The sequence below is a fragment of the Pseudomonadota bacterium genome (assembly GCA_039028155.1).
GTDB lineage: Bacteria > Pseudomonadota > Alphaproteobacteria > SP197 > SP197 > JANQGO01.
In genome coordinates, this window is the sequence record JBCCIS010000029.1 from 38,814 (window position 1) to 63,230 (window position 24,417).

Consider the following 24,417-nt stretch of genomic DNA (forward strand, 5'->3'; position numbering starts at 1 on the left):
CGGTGACGAATGGTCCGATCAGTTTTCCCGGCGCCTATCCGGCGACGCGGCTCAGGCGCAACCGGCTTGAGGCCTGGTCGCGCCGCCTCGTCGCCGAGACGTCACTGGGTCCCGGGGATCTGATCTGGCCGATCTTCGTGCGCGAGGGCGAAAACGAACGCGAGCCCGTCGGTTCGATGCCCGGTGTCGACCGACTCAGCGTTGATCTGATCATCGAGGCCGCTAAAGAAGCCCGCGACCTGGGCATCCCGGCGGTCGCGCTCTTTCCGAATACGCCGCAGGACGCCAAATCCGCGGATGGCCGCGAGGCGACCAACGCCGGCAATTTGGTGTGCCGGGCGACCGCAGCGATCAAAGCACAGATCGACGACTTGGGCGTCATGGTCGATGTCGCGCTTGATCCCTATACGACCCACGGCCATGACGGCATTCTGGACGGTGAGGAAATCCTCAACGACGAGACCGTGGAGATCCTGTGCCGTCAAGCGCTGGTCCAGGCCGAGTCCGGCTGCGACATCATCTCGCCGTCGGACATGATGGACGGTCGTATTGGCGCCATTCGAACCGCGCTTGACGGCGCGGGATTTCGCAACGTGCGCATCATGGCCTATGCGGCGAAGTACGCATCGGGCTTCTATGGCCCATTCCGCGACGCGCTCGGTTCGTCCGCCAACCTGGGTCAGGGCGACAAGCGCACCTATCAGATGAACCCGGCCAACGCCGACGAAGCTTTGCGCGAGGTCGCGTTCGACCTCAATGAAGGCGCCGACATGGTCATGGTCAAACCGGGCATGCCCTATCTGGATATCGTGCGCCGGGTCAAAGATACCTTCGGCGCACCGACCTTCGCCTATCAGGTGTCGGGCGAGTACGCGATGATCCAGGGTGCCGTCGAACGCGGCTGGCTGGACGGCGCCAAGGTGTGGCCGGAAACCATGCATTGTTTTAAGCGCGCCGGCGCCGACGGCGTCTTGACCTATGCCGCCGTTGACATCGCACGCAGTCTCAACGCGGCGTGACGTGATCCAGGAATGCGAGGATGCGTTGATCGTGCCACGGCACCTTGCTGCCGCGCGCATGAAAGCCGACATGGCCGCCGGCTCGGGTTAGTTCTGGTCTGAGCCAGCGGTTGCGCGCCCATTTGAACCGGCGGTAGGCATCGGAGGGGATCCAGGGATCGTCGTCGGCGTGGATGATCAGCGTCGGCGTCCTGATGGCGTCCAGGTATGTCAGGGCCTGGCACTTTTCATAATAATCCTCGGCGCCGTCAAAGCCGTTGCGCCGGGCGACGTAGAGATCGTCGTACTCGATGACCGTGCGCGCACCAATGACCGCTTCGCGCTCGTCGGGCGAGACATCGGCGCCCTGCATCAGCGCCTCCTTCTTCAGATTGTTCAGCATCCATTGGTGATAGACTTTGTTGCGCCGCGATGTGAACTGTTGCGTCGTCGCGAACAGATCGATCGGCGCACTGATCGATGCCGCCGCCAAAAACGGCGAGGCCTCGCCGTCTTCGCCCAGGCACTTCAGCGCCATGTTGCCGCCCAGCGAAAAACCGACAACGACAAGTCCATGGGCCTTCAGTGATTGCGGCAGCGCGGCGACCACGTCGCGAAGATCCTCGCTGCGACCGGCGTGATAGTGATCGCGGCAGGTGGGACGTGATGGCGGCGATCCCCTGAGGTTAAGCCGTAAGGCTGGAAAGCCAGCCTTCAGCAGCGATGTCGCGGTGGCCTTGATGTAAACGCTTTCTTCGCAACCTGTCACGCCTGGAACCAATATCACGAGCGGCTTTGCACTCGCCGTCTCGGGACGGTGCAGGCTTGCGGCAAGGCGGTCGCCTGTTTCGTCACGCATGGTCAGCAGCATCCGCTCGCCGGGCCAGCGCTTGAAATCAAAGATCGGACGAACGATCGAGTTTCGCAGCGTCTGCAGATCACCATTGCGCCACGGCGGTCGCGGAACAAAGGGAGTCATGGCCGCCTCGCCTGCCCGCCTAGCTCTCGGCGGCGAGGCGGTCCTCGCTAAGCGGATGGCCTTCCAGCCAGTCCCGAACCAAATGCATTTGCTCGTCGTCGGTCAGCCACAGTGGATGGGTAATTCCGTGAAAGGTGACGAGCGTCGCGCGCGGACCGCGCGTCATCATCGCCTCCGCCGTCGCCTGGTCCAGAACTTCCGACTCACCGCCGCGCACCACCAGCGTCGGCACCTTGATGGCGTCATAGACCTCCCACAGATCGGCGTCACCGGTCGCCTGACTGACCAACGGCACCACGACGTCGGGGTCACACGCCAGGCGCAGGTCACCGTGCTCATCACGCCGACCGCTGTGGTGGGCGAAGTAGGACCACTGTTGGTCAGTGACCGGGCCAAATGGCGTGAAGCGCTCCATCAGAAAACCCTTGATGGCGTCTTCGTCCTTGAACACCGGCGCCTCGCCTGTCCGCTCGATAATGCCTGCGATGACGTCGGAGGCAATAAACGGACCGATGTCGTTCAACACCAAACGGCGCATGGAGATCGCGCCGACGGATGCGGCGACCATGCCGATCATGCCGCCCATCGACGTGCCGATCCAATCGACCTCACCCAGTTCCAGTGTCGTCGCCACGTGCGCGATATGCTGAATGTAGGACGGCACGGCGTAGCCGGCGGGGTCGTCCAGCCACTGGCTCGCGCCACGGCCGACCATGTCGATCGCGATCACGCGCCAACCGGCCTTCGCCAGTTCGCGCCCAAGCCAATTGAAATCGTGCGCGTTGCGCGAAATGCCATGAATGCACAACGCCGTTCGGGCGGCCCCGCTGTCACCCCACTCCAGATAGCCAAGCTGCACCGTACCGTCGCCGTGCGGCACGTCGATATGGTGCTGTTTGGCGACCGCCGTCATGACGCCTTGGCCTGACGCGTGCCGCCGCTCATCGGATCGTCGGCCGCCTTTGTCACTTCGACAAAGGTGTCGGGGTAGAAACCGTTGAAGTTGGTGCGCAGGGCGTTGCCGTAGGCACCGACCATGCCGATCTCGATCCAATCGCCCTCGCGCATGTCTTCGGGCAGATGGAACGTGAACGGCAGCACATCCAGTGAATCACAGGTCGGCCCGGCGACGCTGAAATCCATGCCGGTTTCGGACATCGGCTCGTCAAGACGGATCGCCCGCACCGGCATCTGGACCTGCGCCGTCACCATCTCCGACAGGCTGCCATAGATGCCGTCGTTGACGTAGATCTGATCTTCCTTGCGCAGCAGCACCTGCGTGACAAGCGACATGCCATCAGCGACCAAAGCGCGGCCCGGTTCGCACATCACGGTGCAGTCGCGGCGCAGGTCGAGTTCTTTCAGCCCGTTCGATATTTCCGTCATGTAACTTTCGAGCGGCGGCATTTGAATGCCCTGATAGTTGGCCGGAAATCCACCGCCGACATCCAGCATGTGCAGGTCCACCTTGGCGGCATCGATGATATCACCGACCATCTCCAACGCCGTCTTGTAAGCGCGCGGCACCAGGCACTGGGACCCCACATGGAACGACAGACCGGTCTGGCAACCCCAGGACTTCGCTTCCTCCAGGATGTACGGTGCCTCGGCCGGGCGAACGCCGAACTTCTTAGAAAGGTCATAGGCCGCGCCGGCGGCCGGCGTCGCGATCCGCACGACGATGGTCACGCCCTCGCCACCCGTCTCGTCGAGCACCTTGGCGAGTTCGGCGGGGTGATCGACCACATAGTGGCGGATGCCATAGACTTCATAGGCGGCCTTGATCGCCGCGCGCGCCTTCACCGGGTGCATGAAGTAGGCGCCGGCATCACGGAACTGCTCGCGCACCTGGGCGATTTCCGGCAGGGACGCCGTATCGAAGTGGCGAATGCCAGCGTCATACAGGATCTGCAAGACCTTGGGGTGCGGGTTGCATTTGATGGCGTAGAGAACCCGGCCCGGGAAGGTCTGAACGAAGTGCTCGGCAGTCGTCTTCAGGGTTTCCGGATGGATGCAATAGACCGGATAGCTCGGCGTCATCGCGCGAACCATCTGGGTAACATCGTCAAATTTGTCCTTGGCCATCCGTCCTTCCCTAGAGCGGATCATGGTTAGGTGGAACTGTTTGACGGTTCCACCTAACCATGTGAATCCGCTCTTTATCTATGAGTAGAGCAGATTCGCCTGTCCTGACGAAATCGCGAAGCGATTCCATCAACACAGGATCTGCTCTAACGCCCCCGGCTGTCGAGGGCCCTTCATATTGGAGCAGTATCGCACGATTCAAAGAACTTCGCTGCGACGCCGGGCGTTGGACCGCGCATGCCTCATGGGCTAGAAACGCGCGTCCTTCCCCCTTTCGACAGGTGATCACCCGTGCCAGCCGACGGCCCCTCAAGCGGCCCTTTCAGTGGATTAACCGTTCTCGACCTCACCCGCGTCCTTGCCGGGCCCTATTGCACGATGGTGCTGAGCGATCTCGGCGCGCGCGTCATCAAGATCGAGGTCCCGGAAAAGGGCGACGATGCCCGTCATTTCGGCCCCTATATGGGCGAAGTCTCCGCCTATTTCGCCTCGCTCAACCGGGGCAAGGAGAGCATCGCGCTGAACCTGAAGGACCAAGGCGACCTCGCGATCTTCCACGATCTCCTGGCAGGCGCGGATATCCTGGTCGAGAACTACCGCGCAGGCGTCATGGATAAACTGGGGTTGGGCTGGGATGTCCTGCATGAACAGTACCCGCGCCTGATCTATGCCGCCGTCTCCGGCTTCGGCCACAGTGGTCCCTACGCCAAGCGGCCGGCTTACGACATGGTGGTTCAGGGCATGGGCGGCGTCATGAGCCTGACCGGCCAGCCCGACGGTCCGCCGACCCGGGTCGGCACCAGCGTCGGCGACATCACGGCGGGCCTTTTCACCACCATTGGCATCGCGTCGGCCGTGTACGACCGCGAGCGCACCGGCGAAGGCATGAAGATCGACGTCGGCATGCTGGATTGCCAGGTAGCGATCCTGGAGAACGCTATTGCGCGTTACGTTGCCACCGGCGACACCCCAAAGCCGCTTGGCGCCCGTCATCCCTCTATCGTGCCGTTTGAGGCCTACGCGACCGCTGACGGCCACCTCATCATCGCCGCCGGCAACGATTCTCTCTTTGCCAAGCTGGCCGGAGCCTTGGGCAAGCCCGAATGGGCCGACGACCCGCGTTATCTCACCAACAGCGACCGCGCCAACCACGTGGCGGCGCTCAAGATCGAGATCGAGGCAGCCCTCGCCGACCACACGACCAGCCACTGGTTGAAAGTGCTGGAGGCCGCGGGCGTTCCCTGCGGTCCCATCAACGATGTCGCCCAGGTTCTGGCGGACCCCCAGGTCCTCGCCCGCAACATGGTGGTCAGCGTCGAGGATGCCGAAACCGGCAAGCTCTCCATGGCCGGCAACCCGATCAAGCTGTCGGCCTATGACGACCCCAGCGATAGAGGGGCCATTCCGCGCCTGGACGAACATCGCGAAACGTTACTGCGCGACTTCAAGAAGTGACCTCAAGTATTTGACGTTCTTGCAAGAAAAACCGAAGAAGCGGCGACGTTGGCTGCGTCGTTTGCTGACAGGGTTTGCCGCCCTGATTGTCATCTTGGTGGCCCTGGTCGCGGTGGCGGCAGGCTGGATGTGGTACTCGCTGCCGCAACTCGACGGCACCGTCGCGGTCGACGGCCCGGCTGACACCATCCAAATCCAGCGTGATGCCCATGGCGTGCCGCATATCTTCGCGGCGACGCCGGCGGATGCCTACTTTGGGCTCGGTTTCGTTCACGCCCAGGACCGTATGTTCCAGATGGAGCAACAGCGCATGGTCGCCCAGGGCCGCTTGTCGTCGGTCATGGGCAGCGCGACCGTTCGTTTCGACCGCTTCTTCCGCATGCTCGACCTGGACGGCCTGGCCAAGGCCAGTCTTGAAAGGCTCGATCCGTCGACAATCGGCACGCTCGAGGCCTATGCGGCCGGCGTTAACGCCTACCTCGCCACCCATAGCGGTGCGGCGGCGCCAGAGCTCGACCTGTTGCTGGTCGGCGATCCGGCGCCTTGGCAACCGGCCGATTCCGTCGCCTGGCTCAAAATCATGGCGCTTCACCTGTCGGGCAACTGGCGCGCGGAGGTCCTGCGCGCGCGGATGATCGATCTGCTCGGACCGGAAAAGGCCGACACGTTTTTCCCACCCCACCCCGCCGACGGCCCTATCGTCATCGATGAGGCGCTGCGCGCCGCCGGCCTGTCCGGCACGCCATGGACGCAGGCCCTGCTCGACCTCCTGCCCCGGCCGGGCAATGGCTCGAACAACTGGGTGGTCGACGGCACGATGACCGCGTCGGGCAGTCCGCTGCTCGCCAATGACCCTCATCTAGGCCACAACATCCCGGCGACCTGGTACATGGCGCATTTGGAAGCGCCCGGCCTTTCGGTGGTCGGCGCAACTCTGCCCGGTGTCCCCGCGATCATCGTCGGGCACAACCGCGATCTCGCCTGGGGCGTGACGAACACCGGGCCCGACACCCAGGATCTCTTCCTGCAACGCGTCGACCCGGACGATCCCGACCGCTACATCACACCCGATGGCAGCGAGCCGTTTACCCTGCGCGACGAGACGATCGTTGTTCGCTTTGGCAATGATGAGGCCGTCACCATTCGCGGCACACGGCACGGGCCGGTCATCTCCGATATCTATCCCGATGCGACCGAGGGTCTGGGCGAGGACGATCAAGTCGTCGCACTCGCCTGGACCATGCTGAGCGATGACGACCGCAGCATCCAGGCAGCGCTGAAGCTGCATACGGCGACATCATGGGACGATGCGCTGGATGCCGCACGCGATTACCGCGGACCGCAACAGAACATCGTCCTGGCCGAGACCAGCGGTCGGATCGGCTACTATGCGCCTGCGGTTGTTCCGATCCGCAAGAGCGGCGACGGCTCTGTGCCAGTCCCCGGCTGGTCGGGCGAATACGACTGGGTCGGCGAAATCCCGTTTGAGGACCTGCCCCATGTGGTCGATCCGCCGCGCGGCTACATCGTCACCGCGAACGAAAAGGTGGTCGGTGACGATTACCCTTACTTCCTGGGCAACGACTGGCAGCCCGGCTACCGCAGCCAGCGGATCCGCGACCTCCTGGAATTGAGCCCAGACCACACGGTCGATACGTTCGCGGCCATCCAGGCCGACACCCATTCCCTGATGGCCGAGCATTTTCTGCCGTTCGCCCTGGCGAGCGAACCGGAGACGACGCTTGGCCAAACCCTGCGCGACCGGCTTGACGACTGGCGCGGCGACATGAATGAGGCATCAGACCAACCGCTCATCTTCGCCACGTGGTATCGCGAGCTGACACGCCTGATCTATGCGGACGATCTGGGCGAGCTGTTCCGTGACGCTTGGTGGCACCGCCCGACCTTCGTCCACGCGGTGATGTCTGGCGACCTCGCCGAATGGTGTCTCGATGAAACGCGAGACGATGAGAGCGCGGCTGCCGCCTGCCATCGCCTCGCCGGACAGGCCTTCGACGACGCCGCTGTGTTTCTGACCGCGCGCTGCGGGTCCGACCCCGCGGCCTGGAACTGGGGCGAGGCCCATGCGGCGGTCTTCCGCCACCGCCTCTTCCAATATGTGCCAGTGCTCTCAGGCCTGACCGAGATACGCGTTCCCGTTGGCGGGGATCGATACAGCGTCAATGTCGGCACCTATATCTTCAACAACGACAACGCGGTGTTCGAAACTGTGCACGGCGCCAGCATGCGTGCGGTGATGGATCTGGCCGACCTCGACAACTCACGATTTGTCTGGGTGCCCGGGCAATCCGGCCATATCTTCTCGCCCTACTACGACGATATGGTCGCGCGCTGGCGCGACAACGATATGGTCACCATCCCGACGGACCGCGCGTTGATCGATCCCGCACACACATTATTGCTTCAACCGGCGGAGGCGCCCTGAGAGCAGGCCCGGCCTGTCAGCACGGCGACCTAGGAGAACCGATGGACCCCTATACGCTGATCCGTGGCGAAGCGCCGCTTCTCGTCAGCTTGCCCCATGCCGGCACCCATGTGCCAATCGACATTGCCGAACACATGACCGGCCAGGCTCGCCATGTTCCCGACACGGATTGGCATGTCGACAGGCTCTACGACATGGCCGCCGGCATGGGCGCGACCGTGCTGACCGCGACGCATTCGCGCTACGTCATCGACCTGAACCGCGCGCCCGACAACGCGCCGCTCTATCCCGGCGCCAGCAATACCGAACTATGCCCGCTCACCATGTTCGACTTCGCGCCGATCTATCTGCCCGGGCAGGCCCCGGACCAGGTTGAAGTCGCGCACCGCTTGGACACCTATTGGCGCCCCTATCACGATCAGATCGCTGCCGAGCTGGAACGGCTGCGAGCACGCCACGATCGCGTCGTCCTGTGGGACGGCCATACCATCCGATCGGAGGCACCCCGCTTCTTCGACGGGCGTTTGCCCGATTTCAACCTGGGGACGGCATCCGGCGCCAGCGCCGCGCCTGAGCTTGCCGACCGCTTGCTGGCAATCGCTGAGCAAAGCGCTGATCACGGCGCAGTTCTGAACGGGCGTTTCAAGGGCGGCTTCATTACACGCCACTACGGCCAGCCCAATGCCGGCATGCACGCTGTGCAGCTCGAACTTTCCGAGATCACCTATATGGAAGAGGACCCGCCGTTTCGCTATCTCGATGACCGCGCCGAGAACGTGAAGGCGATCATCACAGACCTTATGAAATGTGCTCTGGAGTGGGCAGCGAACGCTAACTGATTCTATACTTTAGAATAATGCCATAAACTCACGTAATATCTATTTAATATCGATACACTTAAAGTGTTCTATGAACTCATCTTTTCGTACTTTCCGTCGAAATAGAGCAACGGAGGGCCGCCGTCACCGGCGGTCATGTTGAAGGCCTCGCCGACGAAGATGACGTGGTCACCGCCATCGTAGTGAAAACGGGTGTAGCACTCGAACGTCGCCAATGAGCCGGGGATCAGTGGGCAATTCGTAACGCCGGACGTGTACTCGACGCCCTCCCATTTGTCGACGGACGCCTTGGCGAACTTATCGGAGAGGTCCCGCTGATCCTCGCGCAGGATGTTGACGGCGAAAAAGTCGCAGGTCTCGAACTTGTTGAGGCTGTAGGCCTCGCGCGCCAGGCTGAACAGCACCATGGGAGGCTCCAGCGACACGGAATTGAAAGAATTCGCCGTGATTCCGAGCAACTCGCCTTCGCGGGTACAGGTCGTGATGATGGTGACGCCGGTCGCGAAACGCCCGAGGGCATCGCGCAGTTGTCGCTTGGTAAAGTTGCGTTTTCGGCTCAAGGCCACTTCCCCCTGCCGTCACCGCGCGATGATAGCGCAGTGGCTTCGCGTACCTCTACCCATCGTATGCCAGAATGCCAAAAAATCGCGCTGTTCATGGGCCCGACAAGCCTGTATGACATGCGCCCGCCGCCCCACAAGAAGCCAGATTTAGCCGCGCCCCACGGAAACGAGCGACGGCACCAACTTTGGTATAATCGGCCACCGCAACGTTCACGGAACAGGGCGAAAGCCAGCCATGCCCATGCCTGACGCATCTCTTTCGATGTGGCTGACGTTCGCCGTCATTGTGGTGGCGGTCTATCTCTACGCGACCGAGACCTACACGCTAGAGTTCACCTCGATCGGCGTGATCGCCGTGCTGCTGGTCATCTTCAACATTCTGCCGCTGGCCGGACCGGACGGCGACAACCTGATGGCGCCAAGCGCGGTCCTGGCCGGCTTCGCCGATCCCGCACTGATCACTGTCGTCTGCCTGCTGGTGGTCGGTCAGGGGTTAATCCAGACCGGCGCCTTACAACGCATCGCCGGCGGCATGCTGATGTTGACCCGCGGGCGGACCCGGATAGCCATCGGGCTCGCCCTGATCTTCGCGCTCGCGCTGTCGGCATTCGCGAACAACACACCTATCGTCGTTGTCTTCATTCCGGTCTTGCAGGCGCTTGCCGAGCGGCGCGAGCGATCGGTCAGCAAGGTGATGATCCCGCTGAGTTACGCCGCCTGCCTGGGGGGTATGATCACGCTGATCGGATCCAGCACCAACCTCCTGATCTCCGGCAGCCTGCGGGAACTCGGTGAGCGGCCGTTTGACATGTTCTCCTTTGCCGTGCCTGGCCTTGTGCTGGCATCGGTAGGTCTCGTCTACACGATCCTGATCGCGCCGCGTTTGCTCAAACCGCGCAGCGGCCTTGCCGGCCGTCTGGTCGGCACCGCCGGGCGCCAGTACATCGCGCAGATCACGTTGGCGCCGTCATCGAACCTGGTCGGGCAACACGCGGCAGCCGGCCAGTTCGCCAGCCTGCCCGACATCACCGTGCAGATGGTCCAACGCGGCGAACACGCCGAACTCCCGCCCTTCGATAGCGTCGCCCTGGCGCCGGGCGATACGCTGGTTGTGGCGGGGACACGTCAGGCGCTTGCCGACGCGCTGGCGCGCGACCACGGTCTGATGGCCGATGTTGACCGCCGCGATACCGATGCAGGCGACGAGCAATGGGGCTGGATGCCCGGCGAGGAGCGCGTTCTGGTCGAGGTCATGATCGCGCCTGCCAGCCGAATGGTCGGTCAGGACCTGGAGCAGATCGGCTTCAGGCGCCGCTTTGGCAGCCTCGTTCTGGGGATCCAGAGGCGTTCGCGCATGATCCGCCAGAGCATCACGGAGATCCGTTTGGAGCCGGGCGACGTGTTGCTGGTGCAGGGCCGTCGCAACGAAATCGAGGCACTGCGCGCCAACCCGGACGTTCTCTTGATGGAATGGTCGGCCGCCGAACTACCCAACGTGCCGCTGGCGCGGCGCGCATTGACCATCCTGGCGCTCGTCGTCTTGGCGATCGCGACCGACATTCTGCCGCCGGTCATCGCTTCGGTCGCCGGCGCCTGCGCCATGATCGCGACCAGTTGCCTCAACGTGCGCCAGGCGACCCGCGCCGTCGACATCAAGGTGGTTATGCTGGTGGGCGCGGCGCTCGCCATGGGTGCAGCGATGCAGCACACCGGCGGCGCAGCCTATCTGGCCGCGCTGGTGATCGGCGCCACCGGCGATGCCGGCCCCGCTGTCGTGCTGTCGGCGTTGTTCCTGATGATCGCCGTCATGACCAACATCCTCAGCAACAACGCCGCCGCCGTGCTGTTCACGCCGATCGCCATCAGCCTGGCGCACGGCTTGGGCGTCGATCCGATGGCCTTCGCCGTCGCCGTCGTGATGGCCGCCAGTTGCTCGTTCGCCTCGCCGATCGGCTATCAGACCAACCTTCTGGTCATGGCGCCCGGCCACTACCGCTTCAGCGACTTCATCACCGCGGGGCTGCCGCTGGTCCTTATCTTGTGGCTGACGTTCTCGTTCTTCGCGCCCTTCTACTACAACCTGCATTGACCTTGATCCCGGGCCTCCAGCCGAAGCAATTCCCTATGGTCGGGATCTGCTCTACCCTTTCGCACCTATGACCCGACCTGACGGCAGATCCCTCGATTCACCACTCGCCTCCAGTGGCGGGCAGGAACGCGCGCGCCCTCTGGCCTTCTTCTTCGGCACGCGCGGCCAGACCTGCCCTTATCTGCCCAACCGGATGGAAATGAAGATCGTGACGGACCTCTCAGGCCCGTTTGCACAGGACATTCACGATGAGCTGACTGCGGCAGGTTTTCGGCGCAGCCACAACCTCGTCTACAAACCCGCCTGCCTCGGATGCAACGCCTGCGTCCCCGTACGCATCCCGGTCGCCCGCTTCAGTCCAGGACGCACCATGCGCAAGACATGGCGTCGCAACGACGATCTGAAGGCGACCATTGTCAGCGCGACAGCGACGCTTGAACAGTACGATGTCTTCGACCGCTACCAGAAACAGCGCCATCACGATGGCGGCATGGCGACCATGACGTTCGCCGACTACCGCGCCATGGTCGAGGAGACGCCGGTCAGGACCCGGTTGATCGAGTTCCGCACGAGTGAGAACGATCTGGTCGGCGTTTGCCTGACCGATTGGATCAACGACGGGCTTTCGGGCATCTACAAGTTCTTCGATCCCGATCTCGCCGAGCGCAGCCTCGGGACTTACATGATCCTGTGGCAGATCAACCACGCGGCCGCGCATGGCATGCCATTCGTCTATCTGGGCTACTGGATCGCCGGCTGCGACAAGATGTCCTACAAGGCCCGCTTCCGTCCTCTGGAGGCGCTGACCGCGACCGGATGGCAGGATCTCCAAACCGACTGATTGCATCGGCAGCGGGGATCAGCAGGCCAACGGCGCGATAGCTTAGGGCGATTTCACCTGGCCTAGCCGAACCGGTTGGAGCTGGCGAAACCGGGCGGCGCGATGCGGCCGGCCTGGCCGCGCTTGCCGACCCAGTTCTTCAGGTTGGTCTCCGTACGCGTGCGGCTGCCACTGCGCCAGGTCAACCCTTCTTTCAGCGTGAAGGTCTTGGCATCGCTCAAGCCACCGCTGTTGTAGCGCTGCAGGATCACGCCCCGGCCACGCGTCATCTCCGGTAACTCACCGATTGGGAAGAGGATGAGTTTGCGGTTTTCGCCGACCACGGCGACGTGACTGCCCTCCGCGACACGGGCGACAACGGCCTCAGCCTGCCCTGAAACGTTCAGCACCTGCTTGCCGCCACGGGTCTGGGCCAGTACCGCGTCCTCGGGCACCAGGAACCCGCGGCCTTCCGAGGAGGCCACCAGGAATTGGCGGCCGCCGACATAGACCATCATAGAGGCGATATCGCCTTCGTTACCCAGGTCGATCATCAGCTTGACCGGATCGCCATAGCCGCGACCACCCGGCAGCTTGTCGCAGGCGACCGTATAGAAGCGGCCGTTGGTCGCGAATAGGACCAGCTTGTCGGTCGTATGCGCTTCGCAACGGAAACGCTCGCGGTCACCCTCCTTGAACCGAAGCGTGCCGACCGCGTCACCATGGCCCTTGACCGCGCGGATCCAACCCTTGGCCGACAGCACGACCGTGATCGGCTCACGCTCGACGGTCGCCTCGATCGGCACATCGATCTCGGCTGGCGGTTTGCCGATCGTGGTGCGCCGTTTGCCAAGCTCGGTCTTCTCGCCGAACTTCGCGCGGATATCCTTGAACTCTGCCTTCAACGCCTTCTTCTGCTGCGGCTGGCTTTTTAGAAGCGCGTTCAAAGCCTTCTTTTCATCGGTGAGCGCCTTCTTCTCGCGCTTAAGCTCCATCTCCTCAAGCTTGCGCAGGGATCGCAGGCGCATGTTGAGGATCGCTTCGGCCTGCACGTCGGAGAGCTTGAAGCGCTTGATCAGCGCCGGCTTCGGCTCGTCCTCCTCGCGGATGATGCGGATGACCTCATCCAGGTTCAAAAAGACGATGAGGTAGCCGCCCAGGATCTCCAGGCGGTGGTTGATCTTGTCGAGCCGGTAGCGGCTGCGACGAACCAGAACCTCCTGGCGATGGTCGATGAACGCCAGCAGCGCATCACGCAGATTCATGACGCGCGGTACGCCATCACCGTCCAGCATGTTCATGTTGAGGCTGATCCGCGTCTCAAGCTCCGTCGCGCGGAACAGGCTTTCCATCAGCACCTCGGCCTCGACCGTGCGGCTCTTCGGCTGCAAGACGAGACGGATATCCTCCGCCGACTCATCCAGCACCGTCTCCAAGAGCGGCAACTTGCGAGCATCGATCAGCTCGGCAATGCGTTCGATCAGGCGCGACTTCTGGACCTGATAAGGGATTTCGGTGACGACGATCTGGTACTGACCGCGCCCGAGGTCCTCCTTGACCCACCGCGCGCGCAGGCGGAACGAGCCGCGGCCGGTGGCATAGGCTTCCTTGATGTTCTCGTGCGGCTCGACCAGCTCGCCGCCAGTCGGGAAGTCGGGGCCGGGAATGTAGCCGGCCAGCGTCGCGGCCTGAGCGTTGCGCTTGTCGACCAAGTGCACCAGCGCGGCGCACAGCTCGCCCACATTGTGCGGCGGAATGCTGGTCGCCATGCCGACGGCGATGCCACTGGCGCCGTTCGCCAGCAGATTGGGAAACCGCGCCGGCAACACGACCGGCTCGTCCTCGGAGCCGTCGTAGGTCGGCCGGAAGTCGACGGCGTCCTCGTCGATGCCTTCGAGCAACGCCATCGCGACCTCGGTCATGCGCGCCTCGGTGTAGCGCATGGCCGCCGCGCTATCGCCGTCTACGTTGCCGAAGTTGCCTTGGCCATCGACCAGCGGATAGCGCGCGGCGAAGTCCTGGGCCAGCCGGACCAGCGCGTCATAGATCGCGACGTCGCCGTGGGGATGGTACTTACCGATCACGTCGCCGACGACACGCGCGGACTTCTTGAATCCGTCCGCTGGATTGAGCTTCAGCTGCCGCATGGCGTAGAGCAGCCGCCGATGGACGGGCTTCAGCCCGTCACGCACGTCAGGCAGGGATCGCGCGGTGATCGTGGAGAGCGCGTAGGCGAGATAACGCTCGGAAAGCGCCTCGCCCAGCGCGACCGGTTCGATGTGGGGTTTGTCTACAACATCCGTCATTCGCGGGTTATACCACCAGATATTGTGGAGAGAGCAAGATCACTGTTGATGGATTCCATCAGCAGCATGAATCGGTCTCTCTGCGAGCCAGGCGATGGATAAATCGCTCGCGTGCCGGCGCAATGCCGGCGGTGTCGTGGGCGAGCAGATGTCGCTCCAGAAAGTAGCCGGTTAAGGTCAGCCCAGCGAGCACATCATCCCGGCCAGCGTTGCCGGACCCGGTCAAGAAAGCGGGCAGCGGTAGAAGCCGCGCCTTGTACGTTTCGCCAGCCGCTGCCGAGACAGCCCGCCCCGACTTTGGAGAGACATAGACAAGGTCGTCCGTCGTACCTGTCGCCGCGCACGACGTCAGATCCAGACCAAAACCCAACTGCTCCAAGAGACCGAGCTCCCAGCGCACGTAGACGGGACGCCAAGCTCCGTTGTCGGCCGAAAGGGCATCCAGCAGCGCGCCAAATGCTTCATAGACCGGCGGATATGGATGGCGTTCCGGCAGGGTCTGCTCGACCACCGCGGCCGCCGACGCGAGGCACGCGAGCCGGTCGGCATCGTCCAGCAGCACGGAACCCTGGGCCGTCGCCAACTCCAGGGTGTAGGTGCCCAGGTGTTCCTCAAGCCGGCCGCGCCAGCGGGCTTCGACACGGTTGCCCGGCTGCAGCATGCCGCGCGACTTGCGCCCTGCCCCGCCGCGCACCAAGCCCGGATGGCGACCGTGTTCGCGGGTCAAGAGACTGACGATGGCGCTCGTTTCGCCGTGGCGTCGGGCGCTCAGCACATATCCCTGGTCGGACCACTGCATTGTTTGTCTAGGTCGTCCTCGGCTTCGCCTGCATCGCCAGCCCGCTCGCCCGCCTCCGGGGCAAAACGCCGAGAGGCGTTTTCGCCGAGGCCACCCATGGCAGCATCCCAGGGGTGGCCGGGTGGGGGAGCGGACCGGTGCCGATACCGCGCGAGCGAAAGACAATCCGACGACGAGTCATCATTGACGCGGGAACTCCAGCCCCATCTCGCGATAGCGGGCGGGCTCGTCCAGCCAGTTGGGCCGAACCTTGACGTGCAAGAAGAGGTGCACCCGGCAGCCAAGGATCGTCTCCAGCTCCTTGCGCGCGGTCGTGCCGATGCGCTTCAGCATCTGGCCGCCCTTGCCGAGCACGATGGGTTTGTGGCCATCCTTGGCGACATAGATGATCTGGTCGATCCGGACCGCGTCTTCGTCCTCGATCTCCGTCCACATCTCGGTCTCGACCGAGAGGCCATAGGGAAGCTCCTGATGCAGTGCCAGAAACAGCTTCTCGCGCGTGATTTCGGCCGCCATCATGCGCATGGGGACGTCAGAGATCTGTTCTTCTGGATAGAGCCACGGCCCCGGCGGCATGCGCCCAACCAGGAACTGAAGGAGGTCCTCGATACCATCGCCTTGAAGCGCGGAAATCATGAAGATCTCGTCGGCCTGACCGCCTTCGTTGATGGCGGCGGCCAGCGGCAACAGGTTGTGCTTGGCGACCTTGTCGACCTTGTTGAGCGCCACGACGAACGGCCGCTCTCGCTCCGCGAGGCGCTGAAGGATGCGCCGCGTGTTCTTGTCGATGCCGTGGATCGCATCGATCAAGAGAACTGCGACATCCGCGCCATCCAGGCCGGCCCACGCCGCCTCAACCATGGCGCGCTCCAAGCGCCGCTTGGGCGCGAAGATGCCAGGCGTATCAACGAAGATCAGCTGCGCCCGATCAACGATCCGAATGCCGGTAATCCGCGTCCGGGTCGTCTGCACCTTCGGCGTCACGATCGAGACCTTGGCACCGACCACGGCATTCAGCAGGGTCGACTTGCCGGCGTTGGGGGCGCCCAAGAGGGCGACAAAACCGCAGGACGTGGCGCTGTCGGTCATGGGTTGTCGCCACCGTCGCCAAGCCGCTCAAGCAGTTCCTGGGCCGCCTGCTGCTGCGCGGCGCGTTTGGAACCGCCTTTCGCCATCACCGCGCCCTGTCCTTTGACGGTCAGTTCGACTGTGATCTCGGGCTCGTGCGCCGGCCCCTCCTGCGACACCATGCGGTACGACGGCAACGGCAAGCCGCGCCCCAAGGCCCATTCTTGAAGCCTGGTTTTGGCATCACGCGGCGGCGTGGTCTGGGCCTGCATGCGGTCGTGCCAGATGCGCCGGATGAATGCCGATGCCGCTTCTAGACCGCCGTCCAGATAGAGCGCGCCGATCAGCGCTTCCGTCACGTCGGCCAGAACCGAGGGGCTCTCGCGCGTTCCGCTCTCGTCCTCGCCTTCAGACAGGTTGATGAAATCACCGAAGCCGAGTTCGCGCGCGATTTCGGCCAGGGTCTCCTTGCGCACAAGAGAGGCCTGGCGAACGGAGAGTTTGCCTTCAGGCTCGTCAGGGAAGCCGTCATAAAGCATGTGCGCGACCACGACGCCCAGAACGCGGTCGCCCAGGAATTCCAGCCTTTCGTAGCCATGGCCAAGCCGCCCGGCAGCCGTGCTTCTATGGGTCAAGGCCAGACGGGCAAGATCGTCGTCGTCGAAGCGGTGACCCAGGATCTCCTGAAGCTGGTCCAGGCCAGGCTCGCCGGTCATTCGATCGACATGAAGAGACGGCCCCACCGGATCGAACTTGGCCAGGTCAGCGGGTTGTAAAGGCTGCCGCAAGTATCGGCGGAGAAGAAGATGATCTCGGCGCGACCAATCAGGTTCTCGGCGGGAATGAAACCGACGCTCGCGACCCGGCTGTCGGACGACTGATCGCGGTTGTCCCCCATTGCGAAAAAATGGCCCTCGGGCACCAGATACACTTCTGTCGTGTCGAGGTAATGGCCATCTATCTCGTTCAGCACCAGGTGACTGACGCCGTTGGGCAGCGTCTCGATAAACTGTGGGACCTCGCGCGAGCGCGAGCACGTCTCATCGATGAACTCACCGTCGGCGGTCAGATCGACAGGCTGATCGTTGATATGAAGCAGGCCGTCGATCATCTGAATGCGGTCGCCTGGCAAACCAATGATCCGCTTGATGAAATCGATGTCGGGTTCGGTCGGCTTGCGGAACACCGCGACATCGCCGCGTTCGGGATCCGACCCGAAAATCCGTCCTTCGAACAGGTCGATGCCAAAGGTGGGCAGCGAATACTTGCTGTACCCATAGGCGAACTTGGAAACGAACAGATAGTCGCCGATCAGCAGTGTCGGTTTCATGGATCCCGACGGAATGTTGAAGGGTTCGTAGGCAAAGGTGCGGACCACCAGAGCAATCAGCACCGCGTAAAACACGGTACGGATCAGCTCGAACCAGCCGCCATCCTTCTTCTTGGCCGCCTCGGTTTTAGGCGCCTCAGCTTTGGCCGCTTCGGCGGACTTATCGACGTCAGGCATCAACGGGGTTCCCGGACTGCGGAATGGCGGAAATGATCACCATGGCCTGGGCCAAGGGATGATCGTCGGTCATGGAAAGGTCGATCACGGCAGTCATGCCATCAGGCACAAGCTCTTCCAGGCGAACGGCCGCGCCACCGGTCAGCTTCATGGTCGGCTTGCCGCTCGACAGGTTGGTGACCTGTAGGTCGCGCCAGAAGACACCGCGGCGAAACCCGGTACCGAGCGCCTTTGAGCACGCCTCCTTGGCGGCGAAACGCTTGGCATAGGTCGCTGCGCGCATGCGCCGGCGGTCGGCCTTGTTGCGCTCGGTCTCGGTAAAGATCCGATGGGTAAAGCGGTCGCCGAAGCGCTCCAGCGTGTTTTCGATACGTCGGATATCGATAATGTCGAGACCAAGGCCCAGGATCATGCGAAAAGGCCTGATCCGGCGTGATTTACCTGCATTCGGCGCCGCCTGCGGGCCATGGCACACACTCCAAGCATGTCGATTTTCAACGGCGAGCGCCTGCATATAGCCGAAGGTCGGTCCGGCGGGAACCCCGGCATCACAATCGCGACCTCTCCACGGAGTTGACGCTGGGATTGGCCCTGAGCGCCGCAATAACGTTTGTCAGGTGTTTTACGTCTCTGACCTCGACATCGATGACCATGTCGAAAAAGTCGGTCGAACGGTTGGTGATCTTCAGGTTCGAGATATTGCCGTTGTTGCGCGCGATCAGCGTCGACATGGTACCCAGCGTACCCGGTTCGTTGGAGACCGTGACGTGGATACGCCCGACATGCAGGTCGGCGGCCTCGCCGTCCACCGTCCACGCGACATCGATCCAGCGCTCCGGCGTCGCCTCGAACTGCAGCAGCATGTCGCAATCGATGGTGTGGATGGTGACGCCCTTGCCTGTGGTGACAATGCCGACAATCCGATCGCCCGGCAGGGGATGGCAGCAACTGGCGAAATGCACGGCCATGCCGGGTATCAGACCGCGGATTGGGATCGCGTGGTCGCCCGCAGAGCCGCCGTCCTTCTTGCCGCGCGCCGCCTTGCCCTTGGCCGGTTTGCCGTCCACCGCCTCGGGGTAGACCGCGCTGACGGCGGCCGTTCCGGTTATGCGGCCATCGCCGACCGCGGCATAGAGATCCTCCGGCGTCTTTTCGCCGAGGACCTCGCAGGCGCGCCGGATCGCCTTGCGTGTCGTCTCGAAACCCGCCTGAACAAAGGCGCGTTCGACAATGGCCTTGCCCAACTGGATGTATTCGTCGCGCTCCTTGCCGCGGACGAAACGACGAATGCGGCTACGCGCCTTGCCGGTGACGACGAACTGCTCCCATGTCGGGCTTGGCGCTGCGACATTGGAGCGCACGATCTCTACCTGATCTCCATTCTCAAGAATTGTCCGTAATGGTTTGATTTGACCGTTAATTTTCGCACCGACACAGGTGTCACCAACATCCGTGTGGACGGCATAGGCGAAATCCACCGGCGTCGCGCCACGTGGCAGCGCGATGATGTCGCCGCGCGGCGAAAAACAGAACACCTGGTCCTGGAACATCTCCAGCTTGGTGTGCTCCAGGAACTCCTCCGGCCCGGCCGCGTGTTCCAGAATCTCCAAAAGCTCGCGGACCCAGCGGTACTGACGCCCGTCGCGCACCGCCGAGGTCGGGTCGTCGGATTTGTAGCTCCAGTGCGCGGCGACACCGAACTCGGCGATTTCGTGCATCTCGCGGGTCCGGATCTGGATCTCCAAGCGCTGATGCTCCGGTCCATAGACGGTCGTGTGGATCGAGCGATAGCCGTTCGGCTTCGGCGTCGAGATATAGTCCTTGAAACGGCCTGGCACGGTCGGCCAGGTGCCGTGCACCACGCCCAGCGTCTCGTAGCAGCGCGGGATTGTATCGACGACGACGCGGAAGGCGACGATGTCGGACAGCTGCTCAAAACCGACATTCTTGCGCTGCATGGTGCGCCAAATCGAATAGGGCCGCTTTTCGCGCCCGATCACCTCGGCATCGATGCCGGCCTCCGACAACGTCTTCTCCAGGCGCTCGACAATGCGGGTGATCATGTCCCCGCCTTCCTCGCGCAGATAGCGCAGGCGCTCGACCACCGAGGCGCGCGCCGTCGGGTTGAGCTCGATGAAGGCGAGATCCTCCAACTCGTCCTTCAGCGCCTGCATGCCGATCCGCTCAGCCAAGGGCGCGTAGATCTCCATGGTCTCGCTGGCCGTGCGCACGCGTTTTTCCGGCTTGGCCACGTGGTGCAGCGTGCGCATGTTGTGCAGCCGGTCGGCCAGTTTGACCAACAAGACGCGGATATCCTCCGACATCGCCAGCAGCAGTTTGCGGAAGTTCTCGGCCTGCTTCGTGTTTTCCGACTGAAGCTCCAGGCGTGAGAGCTTGGTGACGCCGTCGACCAGACGGCCTACCTCGGGCCCGAACTGGTCCTCGATGCCCTCCAGCGTCGCGTCGGTATCCTCGACGGTGTCGTGCAGCAGGCCGGTGATGATCGATGCGCCATCCAGGCGCATGTCGGCCAGAATGCCGGCGACTTCGACGGGGTGGGAGAAATAGGGATCGCCGGACTCGCGGGTCTGGTGACCGTGCGCCATCATCGAGAAGACATAGGCGCGGTTCAGCGCGTCCTCATCGGCGGACGTGTCGTAGTCCCTTACCTTTTCGACCAGCTCGTATTGGCGAAGCATTGTGTTCTAGCGCGCTTGGATTGCTTCGCTAGTTTACACCCGCGCCGCGCGGGTACCACGTGCCGCGATCACAAAGCTCAGGTTTGGTTCCCGTCGCTGGGCGGCGTTTCTTCAACCGCCGTCTCGTCAATCACCTCGGCACCCAGACCGGCCAAGGCCGCGGCAGCCGCGGCAGCAACCGCGTCACCGGACAGGCCGACCTCATCGCCCAGGCCAAGATCGCCTTCGAGATCGTCATCGTCCTGCTGGGGCTCACCGCCATAGACGAGCTTGCGGCGCAAACCGTCCAGTTCCACCGTGTCGTCGGCGATTTCGCGCAAGGCGACAACCGGGTTCTTGTCGTTGTCGCGGTCGACGGTCATCGGGGCGCCGGAGCCGAGTTCTCGCGCGCGCTGGGCAGCCAGCATCACGAGCTCAAACCGGTTGGGGATCCGGTCAATGCAGTCTTCAACGGTAAGACGCGCCATGGTTCATGCTTTCCTGTCGACAATCTGTCCTATGTGGCTGTGGTCATAGCCTTATGCAAGGGTGGTGGCAAGCCTTGTCAGCCCTTGTCGTCAGGCACCATCTGCCGAATCTCCTGGTCCGCCGGCAAGGCCGCGATCAAGTCGTCGATCGGCGTTCCGGTGACCGGATGACACCATTCCGGCGCCAGACAGCGCAACGGCAACAGCACGAAAGCGCGGTCTGCCATGCGTGGGTGTGGCAAAATGGGACAGCCGTCCTGGCTGATCAAACCACGATAGTCCAATAGATCGATGTCCAGCACCCGCGCCTCCCAGCGTTCGCGCCGGACGCGGCCAAACGCCTCTTCCGTCTTATGAAGCAGGCTGAGCAGTTCCTCCGGCTGCAAACCGGTCTCCAACTCAGCGACCGTATTGACGAACCAGGGCTGATCGCTCGCCGGCACCGGCGCGCTCTCGTACATCGGCGCCACGGCGGCCACGGTAACCCCGGCATCGCTGAGGCTCGCCAGGGCGAGCTCGATGGTCTCGCGCGGCGCGCCATGGCGCGACGTCAGATTGGCGCCCAGACCGATCAGGATAGGTTTGGAGCTATCGTTTGAATGGGTCGTCACGATCGGAGGCCGTTGCGTTGTCTGAGATGTACAAAGGCGGCAGCCAGCATGGAACCGCCTGCGTATTCATCACATTGCAGCGGCGGTTGCACGCCAATTCTGGCGCTAGCAGCAGTGGTCTATGGGTGATGCGGGTTCGCGCGCGGCTTAGGCCCCAGCGCGATCGCGAGCGGTCGGGTGTGAGGTTTAGAAGCCGGTTTCGATGCCGTCGGCGACGCTGATGACAACGTTGCGGATGTTGCCGAGGGCCGTCGCCGCCACCCGCAAGCCGGAGGTGTGCTCCAGCGCGATCTCTTCGAGATGAACGATGGCCATCGCATCGGCATAGGCGAGCTGGTCAACGTCGATCGCGCTGATGTCGCCGACATCGCCGACGTCGATATGGGTGGTGTGCAAGTTGGCGAGCGCTGTGGCACTGACATCGGTGAAGACGCCGGCCAGCGAGCCAACGGACGCCTCGGCAGTAATCTGAGCCTTCTCGACATGGTCATCGCTGACCAAGTCGATCAACACGCCTGACAGCGGATCGGCGTCCTCGTCGGTGACGGCAAGCGCGGTTTCGACCACCGGTTCGTCGACAACTGGTTCGTCGACAACCGGCTCGTCAACCAGCAGCTCGTCATCCGGCAGGATGGCGCCGACGACGATCTGCACGCTTTCACCGCGCACACCCATGTCGCTTTCAAGTGTTCCTACGTTGCCCACAGCGGTCGCCGCAACGGTGACTTCCGGCACCTCGGTGACGGGCGCCGGGTTCTCGACGGCCGGTCCAACGACGATCGAGTCGACGGCCGCGTAGGCATCGACGTGGCCGACCAGCACCTGCGACGTGCGGACATCGTGGGCGACAATCAAGTCGACCAGGATATAGGCGGTCATCGCGCCAGGACCGGAACCAAGGCTGGGCGCCATCATGCCGGCGAAGTCGATCGACGGTGACGCTTGCGTCTCGGACGATGCCGCCTGCAACCCCTCAGTGGTCTCACCACACGCGTCGCCCTCACAAATGGAGACGTCGGACACGTTGGCGATGGCGGTCGCGGAGAAACTGGCGAGCGGATCGGCGGGGTCATCGACGTTGTGCATCAACGCGCCGCCCTGGGCGTTGGCGGCAACATTGCCGACGAAAACTTGATCCAGGTCGATACGTGTCAGCCCGGTCTCTTCACGCCAACCGCGGTCGTAGCGTGTGCGGATAACCGGATCATCGAAGTCGACCATGCCGGCATACCAGTCGGTCATGATCCAATCGCCGTCGCTGTCGTCAGAACCAAGGCTTGGCGCCATCAGCCCTGCAAAGTCGATGTGATCATCGGACGCGTGACCATTATCCTCACGGGCCCAAGAAGGATCTGCGAACGTCGCCGCACCGAAGGCCATGATACCGACGGCCAGCACACATGCGGCGAAGACCCTCATGACGCTTGCACCGGGTCGCACCAGTTGTTGGCGCTCGTGGTGAAACCAAACACGCGACGCGCAGCGCGCCCCGCTTCTTTTCCCCGGGACCGCTGGTGTATGGTTTTTGATGAACCACCCATCTCGCGCGCCGATCACCTAAACAACGTCAAAACCCGTTACTCAAAACTCACATTCCCGCCAGCCGTAAGCTCACGGCAGAAAGTACTGAGATCACTAGGAAAAAGGTTAACAAGCATCGGCTCAAGAAGCATCCGAACATGCGACGTACCCCACCCGGCCATGGCCCTATACGAAATCGACCTAGCCTGCTCGAGAGAGTAGGTCCGCAATTCGATCGATAGGGTCAAAGCGGCAAAACACTGTCTATTGCGATTGTATGACATCCTGAAAACATGGCCGAACCGCCCGCTCCCCCTGAGCGACCCACCCAAAAGGGAGCAAAATTCGCAACCGAGGATTGCGCAAACTCGCCTGCGACCAACAAGCCGGTCGCAGGAGCCGCGCCGGTAATCAAATTGCCCACACATCGACTTGCGAAGACTCGGCTACGGGCACTAAAACACGTCAGTTGCTGCCGCGCTGTCAGACAAGCGAACATATGCCGCAACAACACAACCAAACCGTCACCGTAACAGTTACAAGAACGGAAAAAATAAAATGGTAAAGTTCTATAATGAAGAGCGCATGGTTTTGTTTATCGACGGCGCCAACCTATTCGCAACAGCAAAGTCTTTAGGTTTTGATATAGATTATCGATTGCTGAAAGAAGAGTTTTCTAATCGTGGGCGCCTGATACGAGCGATGTATTACACCGCTCTTGTCGACGATCAGGAGTATTCGCCGATCAGGCCTCTGATCGACTGGCTTGATTACAATGGCTATACTATGGTGACGAAGCCGACCCGAGAGTTCACCGACGCCATGGGCCGCCGCAAGATCAAGGGCAACATGGATATCGAGCTGGCGATCGATATGCTGGAAATGGCTGAATTCATGGACCACGCCGTCTTGTTTTCCGGCGATGGCGACTTCCGCTCCCTGGTCGAGGCCGTGCAGCGCAAGGGCACGCGGGTTACCGTGGTCAGCAGCCTAAAGACCCAGCCGCCGATGGTCGCCGACGATTTGCGCCGCCAAGCCGACAACTTTATCGATATCGCCGACATCGCCGATGTGATCGCCCGCAAGTATGTCGAGCGGCCCGTCGAACGCATGGACGACGACTATGACCGCAAAGTCAATCAGGAGATCTCTCAGGCACGATCTG

20 protein-coding genes and 1 pseudogene are annotated in these 24,417 nt (G+C 62.7%); 7 read left to right on the forward strand and 14 right to left on the reverse strand.

Translation table 11 applies throughout. From position 1 onward, the window contains the following. Positions 1-2 precede the first annotated feature (2 nt). Positions 3-1,019, forward strand: coding sequence for a porphobilinogen synthase (gene hemB, locus AAF563_15680; GenBank protein ID MEM7122721.1), 1,017 nt, complete (start codon positions 3-5; stop codon positions 1,017-1,019). On the opposite strand, the gene AAF563_15685 is transcribed toward hemB, so the two are convergent. From AAF563_15685 to AAF563_15695, 3 genes are read right to left on the reverse strand one after another with little or no spacing between them, the layout of a single operon-like run. Next, positions 1,006-1,977 carry an alpha/beta fold hydrolase gene (locus AAF563_15685; protein ID MEM7122722.1) on the reverse strand — a complete coding sequence of 324 codons (972 nt, stop codon included), beginning with the start codon at positions 1,975-1,977 and terminating at the stop codon, positions 1,006-1,008. The two genes, hemB and AAF563_15685, sit on opposite strands and share 14 nt — an antisense overlap. Positions 1,978-1,996: 19 nt before the next feature. Then, a complete protein-coding gene (locus AAF563_15690; GenBank protein ID MEM7122723.1) occupies positions 1,997-2,890 on the reverse strand; it encodes an alpha/beta hydrolase in 894 nt (297 codons plus the stop codon). Further along, positions 2,887-4,062, reverse strand: a complete 1,176-nt coding sequence (locus AAF563_15695; protein MEM7122724.1) for a type III PLP-dependent enzyme — start codon at positions 4,060-4,062, stop codon at positions 2,887-2,889. The genes AAF563_15690 and AAF563_15695 overlap by 4 nt, the downstream gene beginning before the upstream one ends. 291 nt (positions 4,063-4,353) lie before the next feature. On the opposite strand from AAF563_15695, the gene AAF563_15700 reads away from it, so the two are divergent. The 3 genes from AAF563_15700 to hutG all read left to right on the forward strand — a co-directional run bounded on the left by AAF563_15700 (position 4,354) and on the right by hutG (position 8,802). Then, complete coding sequence (locus tag AAF563_15700) at positions 4,354-5,517, forward strand: CoA transferase (protein MEM7122725.1); 1,164 nt, start codon at positions 4,354-4,356, stop codon at positions 5,515-5,517. A 61-nt stretch (positions 5,518-5,578) separates the two neighbouring features. Continuing rightward, on the forward strand, positions 5,579-7,963 hold the full coding sequence (locus AAF563_15705) for a penicillin acylase family protein (protein ID MEM7122726.1): 2,385 nt from the start codon (positions 5,579-5,581) through the stop codon (positions 7,961-7,963). 41 nt (positions 7,964-8,004) lie between these two features. Then, positions 8,005-8,802, forward strand: coding sequence for an N-formylglutamate deformylase (gene hutG, locus AAF563_15710; protein MEM7122727.1), 798 nt, complete (start codon positions 8,005-8,007; stop codon positions 8,800-8,802). 68 nt (positions 8,803-8,870) lie between these two features. Here the strand turns inward: hutG and AAF563_15715 are convergent, their stop codons facing one another. Beyond that, positions 8,871-9,362: a flavin reductase family protein gene (locus AAF563_15715; protein MEM7122728.1), complete on the reverse strand. Its 492-nt coding sequence runs from the start codon at positions 9,360-9,362 to the stop codon at positions 8,871-8,873. Between the two features lie 244 nt (positions 9,363-9,606). Here AAF563_15715 and AAF563_15720 point away from each other — a divergent pair, with 244 nt between their 5' ends. Together AAF563_15720 and AAF563_15725 are read left to right on the forward strand one after the other, a co-directional pair. Next, on the forward strand, positions 9,607-11,454 hold the full coding sequence (locus AAF563_15720) for an SLC13 family permease (GenBank protein MEM7122729.1): 1,848 nt from the start codon (positions 9,607-9,609) through the stop codon (positions 11,452-11,454). 67 nt (positions 11,455-11,521) lie between these two features. Further along, the gene (locus tag AAF563_15725) at positions 11,522-12,295 is read left to right on the forward strand and encodes an arginyltransferase (protein MEM7122730.1); all 774 of its coding nucleotides are present in this window, start codon (positions 11,522-11,524) and stop codon (positions 12,293-12,295) included. A gap of 62 nt (positions 12,296-12,357) precedes the next feature. Here AAF563_15725 and parC read toward each other — a convergent pair whose 3' ends face one another. From parC to AAF563_15775, 10 genes and pseudogenes are all read right to left on the reverse strand, one after another. Next, entirely contained in the window at positions 12,358-14,580 is a 2,223-nt protein-coding gene (gene parC / locus AAF563_15730; GenBank protein MEM7122731.1) for a DNA topoisomerase IV subunit A, read from the reverse strand. 58 nt (positions 14,581-14,638) lie between these two features. Then, entirely contained in the window at positions 14,639-15,379 is a 741-nt protein-coding gene (recO, locus tag AAF563_15735) for a DNA repair protein RecO (GenBank protein MEM7122732.1), read from the reverse strand. Positions 15,380-15,559: 180 nt separating this feature from the next. Beyond that, positions 15,560-16,468 carry a GTPase Era gene (gene era / locus AAF563_15740; GenBank protein MEM7122733.1) on the reverse strand — a complete coding sequence of 303 codons (909 nt, stop codon included), beginning with the start codon at positions 16,466-16,468 and terminating at the stop codon, positions 15,560-15,562. Next, positions 16,465-17,163, reverse strand: coding sequence for a ribonuclease III (rnc, locus tag AAF563_15745; protein MEM7122734.1), 699 nt, complete (start codon positions 17,161-17,163; stop codon positions 16,465-16,467). Before rnc ends, era begins: the two co-directional genes overlap by 4 nt. Continuing rightward, positions 17,160-17,954 carry a signal peptidase I gene (gene lepB, locus AAF563_15750; protein MEM7122735.1) on the reverse strand — a complete coding sequence of 265 codons (795 nt, stop codon included), beginning with the start codon at positions 17,952-17,954 and terminating at the stop codon, positions 17,160-17,162. The genes rnc and lepB overlap by 4 nt, the downstream gene beginning before the upstream one ends. Next, positions 17,947-18,366 carry a holo-ACP synthase gene (gene acpS, locus AAF563_15755; protein MEM7122736.1) on the reverse strand — a complete coding sequence of 140 codons (420 nt, stop codon included), beginning with the start codon at positions 18,364-18,366 and terminating at the stop codon, positions 17,947-17,949. The genes lepB and acpS overlap by 8 nt, the downstream gene beginning before the upstream one ends. Positions 18,367-18,502: 136 nt before the next feature. Further along, positions 18,503-20,653 (reverse strand): bifunctional (p)ppGpp synthetase/guanosine-3',5'-bis(diphosphate) 3'-pyrophosphohydrolase, encoded by a 2,151-nt coding sequence (locus AAF563_15760; GenBank protein ID MEM7122737.1) that lies wholly within the window; start codon positions 20,651-20,653, stop codon positions 18,503-18,505. 263 nt (positions 20,654-20,916) lie between these two features. Continuing rightward, a pseudogene (rpoZ, locus tag AAF563_15765) lies at positions 20,917-21,120 on the reverse strand (DNA-directed RNA polymerase subunit omega). 77 nt (positions 21,121-21,197) lie between these two features. Further along, positions 21,198-21,731, reverse strand: a complete 534-nt coding sequence (gene folK / locus AAF563_15770) for a 2-amino-4-hydroxy-6-hydroxymethyldihydropteridine diphosphokinase (GenBank protein MEM7122738.1) — start codon at positions 21,729-21,731, stop codon at positions 21,198-21,200. Positions 21,732-21,917: 186 nt separating this feature from the next. After that, positions 21,918-23,150, reverse strand: a complete 1,233-nt coding sequence (locus AAF563_15775) for a hypothetical protein (GenBank protein ID MEM7122739.1) — start codon at positions 23,148-23,150, stop codon at positions 21,918-21,920. A 660-nt stretch (positions 23,151-23,810) separates the two neighbouring features. Between AAF563_15775 and AAF563_15780 the strand changes: the two genes are divergently transcribed. Continuing rightward, positions 23,811-24,417: NYN domain-containing protein (locus AAF563_15780; protein ID MEM7122740.1), on the forward strand; the 607-nt coding region annotated here is incomplete at its 3' end.

Bases quoted from the DNA above. Each gene is read 5' to 3' on its own strand.
- AAF563_15685 (MEM7122722.1), bottom strand. From the start codon at position 1,977: ATGACTCCCTTTGTTCCGCGACCGCCGTGGCGCAATGGTGATCTGCAG.
- AAF563_15690 (MEM7122723.1), bottom strand. From the start codon at position 2,890: ATGACGGCGGTCGCCAAACAGCACCATATCGACGTGCCGCACGGCGAC.
- AAF563_15695 (MEM7122724.1), bottom strand. From the start codon at position 4,062: ATGGCCAAGGACAAATTTGACGATGTTACCCAGATGGTTCGCGCGATG.
- hutG (MEM7122727.1), top strand. From the start codon at position 8,005: ATGGACCCCTATACGCTGATCCGTGGCGAAGCGCCGCTTCTCGTCAGC.
- AAF563_15720 (MEM7122729.1), top strand. From the start codon at position 9,607: ATGCCTGACGCATCTCTTTCGATGTGGCTGACGTTCGCCGTCATTGTG.
- AAF563_15725 (MEM7122730.1), top strand. From the start codon at position 11,522: ATGACCCGACCTGACGGCAGATCCCTCGATTCACCACTCGCCTCCAGT.
- parC (MEM7122731.1), bottom strand. From the start codon at position 14,580: ATGACGGATGTTGTAGACAAACCCCACATCGAACCGGTCGCGCTGGGC.
- recO (MEM7122732.1), bottom strand. From the start codon at position 15,379: ATGCAGTGGTCCGACCAGGGATATGTGCTGAGCGCCCGACGCCACGGC.
- era (MEM7122733.1), bottom strand. From the start codon at position 16,468: ATGACCGACAGCGCCACGTCCTGCGGTTTTGTCGCCCTCTTGGGCGCC.
- rnc (MEM7122734.1), bottom strand. From the start codon at position 17,163: ATGACCGGCGAGCCTGGCCTGGACCAGCTTCAGGAGATCCTGGGTCAC.
- lepB (MEM7122735.1), bottom strand. From the start codon at position 17,954: ATGCCTGACGTCGATAAGTCCGCCGAAGCGGCCAAAGCTGAGGCGCCT.
- acpS (MEM7122736.1), bottom strand. From the start codon at position 18,366: ATGATCCTGGGCCTTGGTCTCGACATTATCGATATCCGACGTATCGAA.
- AAF563_15760 (MEM7122737.1), bottom strand. From the start codon at position 20,653: ATGCTTCGCCAATACGAGCTGGTCGAAAAGGTAAGGGACTACGACACG.
- AAF563_15775 (MEM7122739.1), bottom strand. From the start codon at position 23,150: ATGAGGGTCTTCGCCGCATGTGTGCTGGCCGTCGGTATCATGGCCTTC.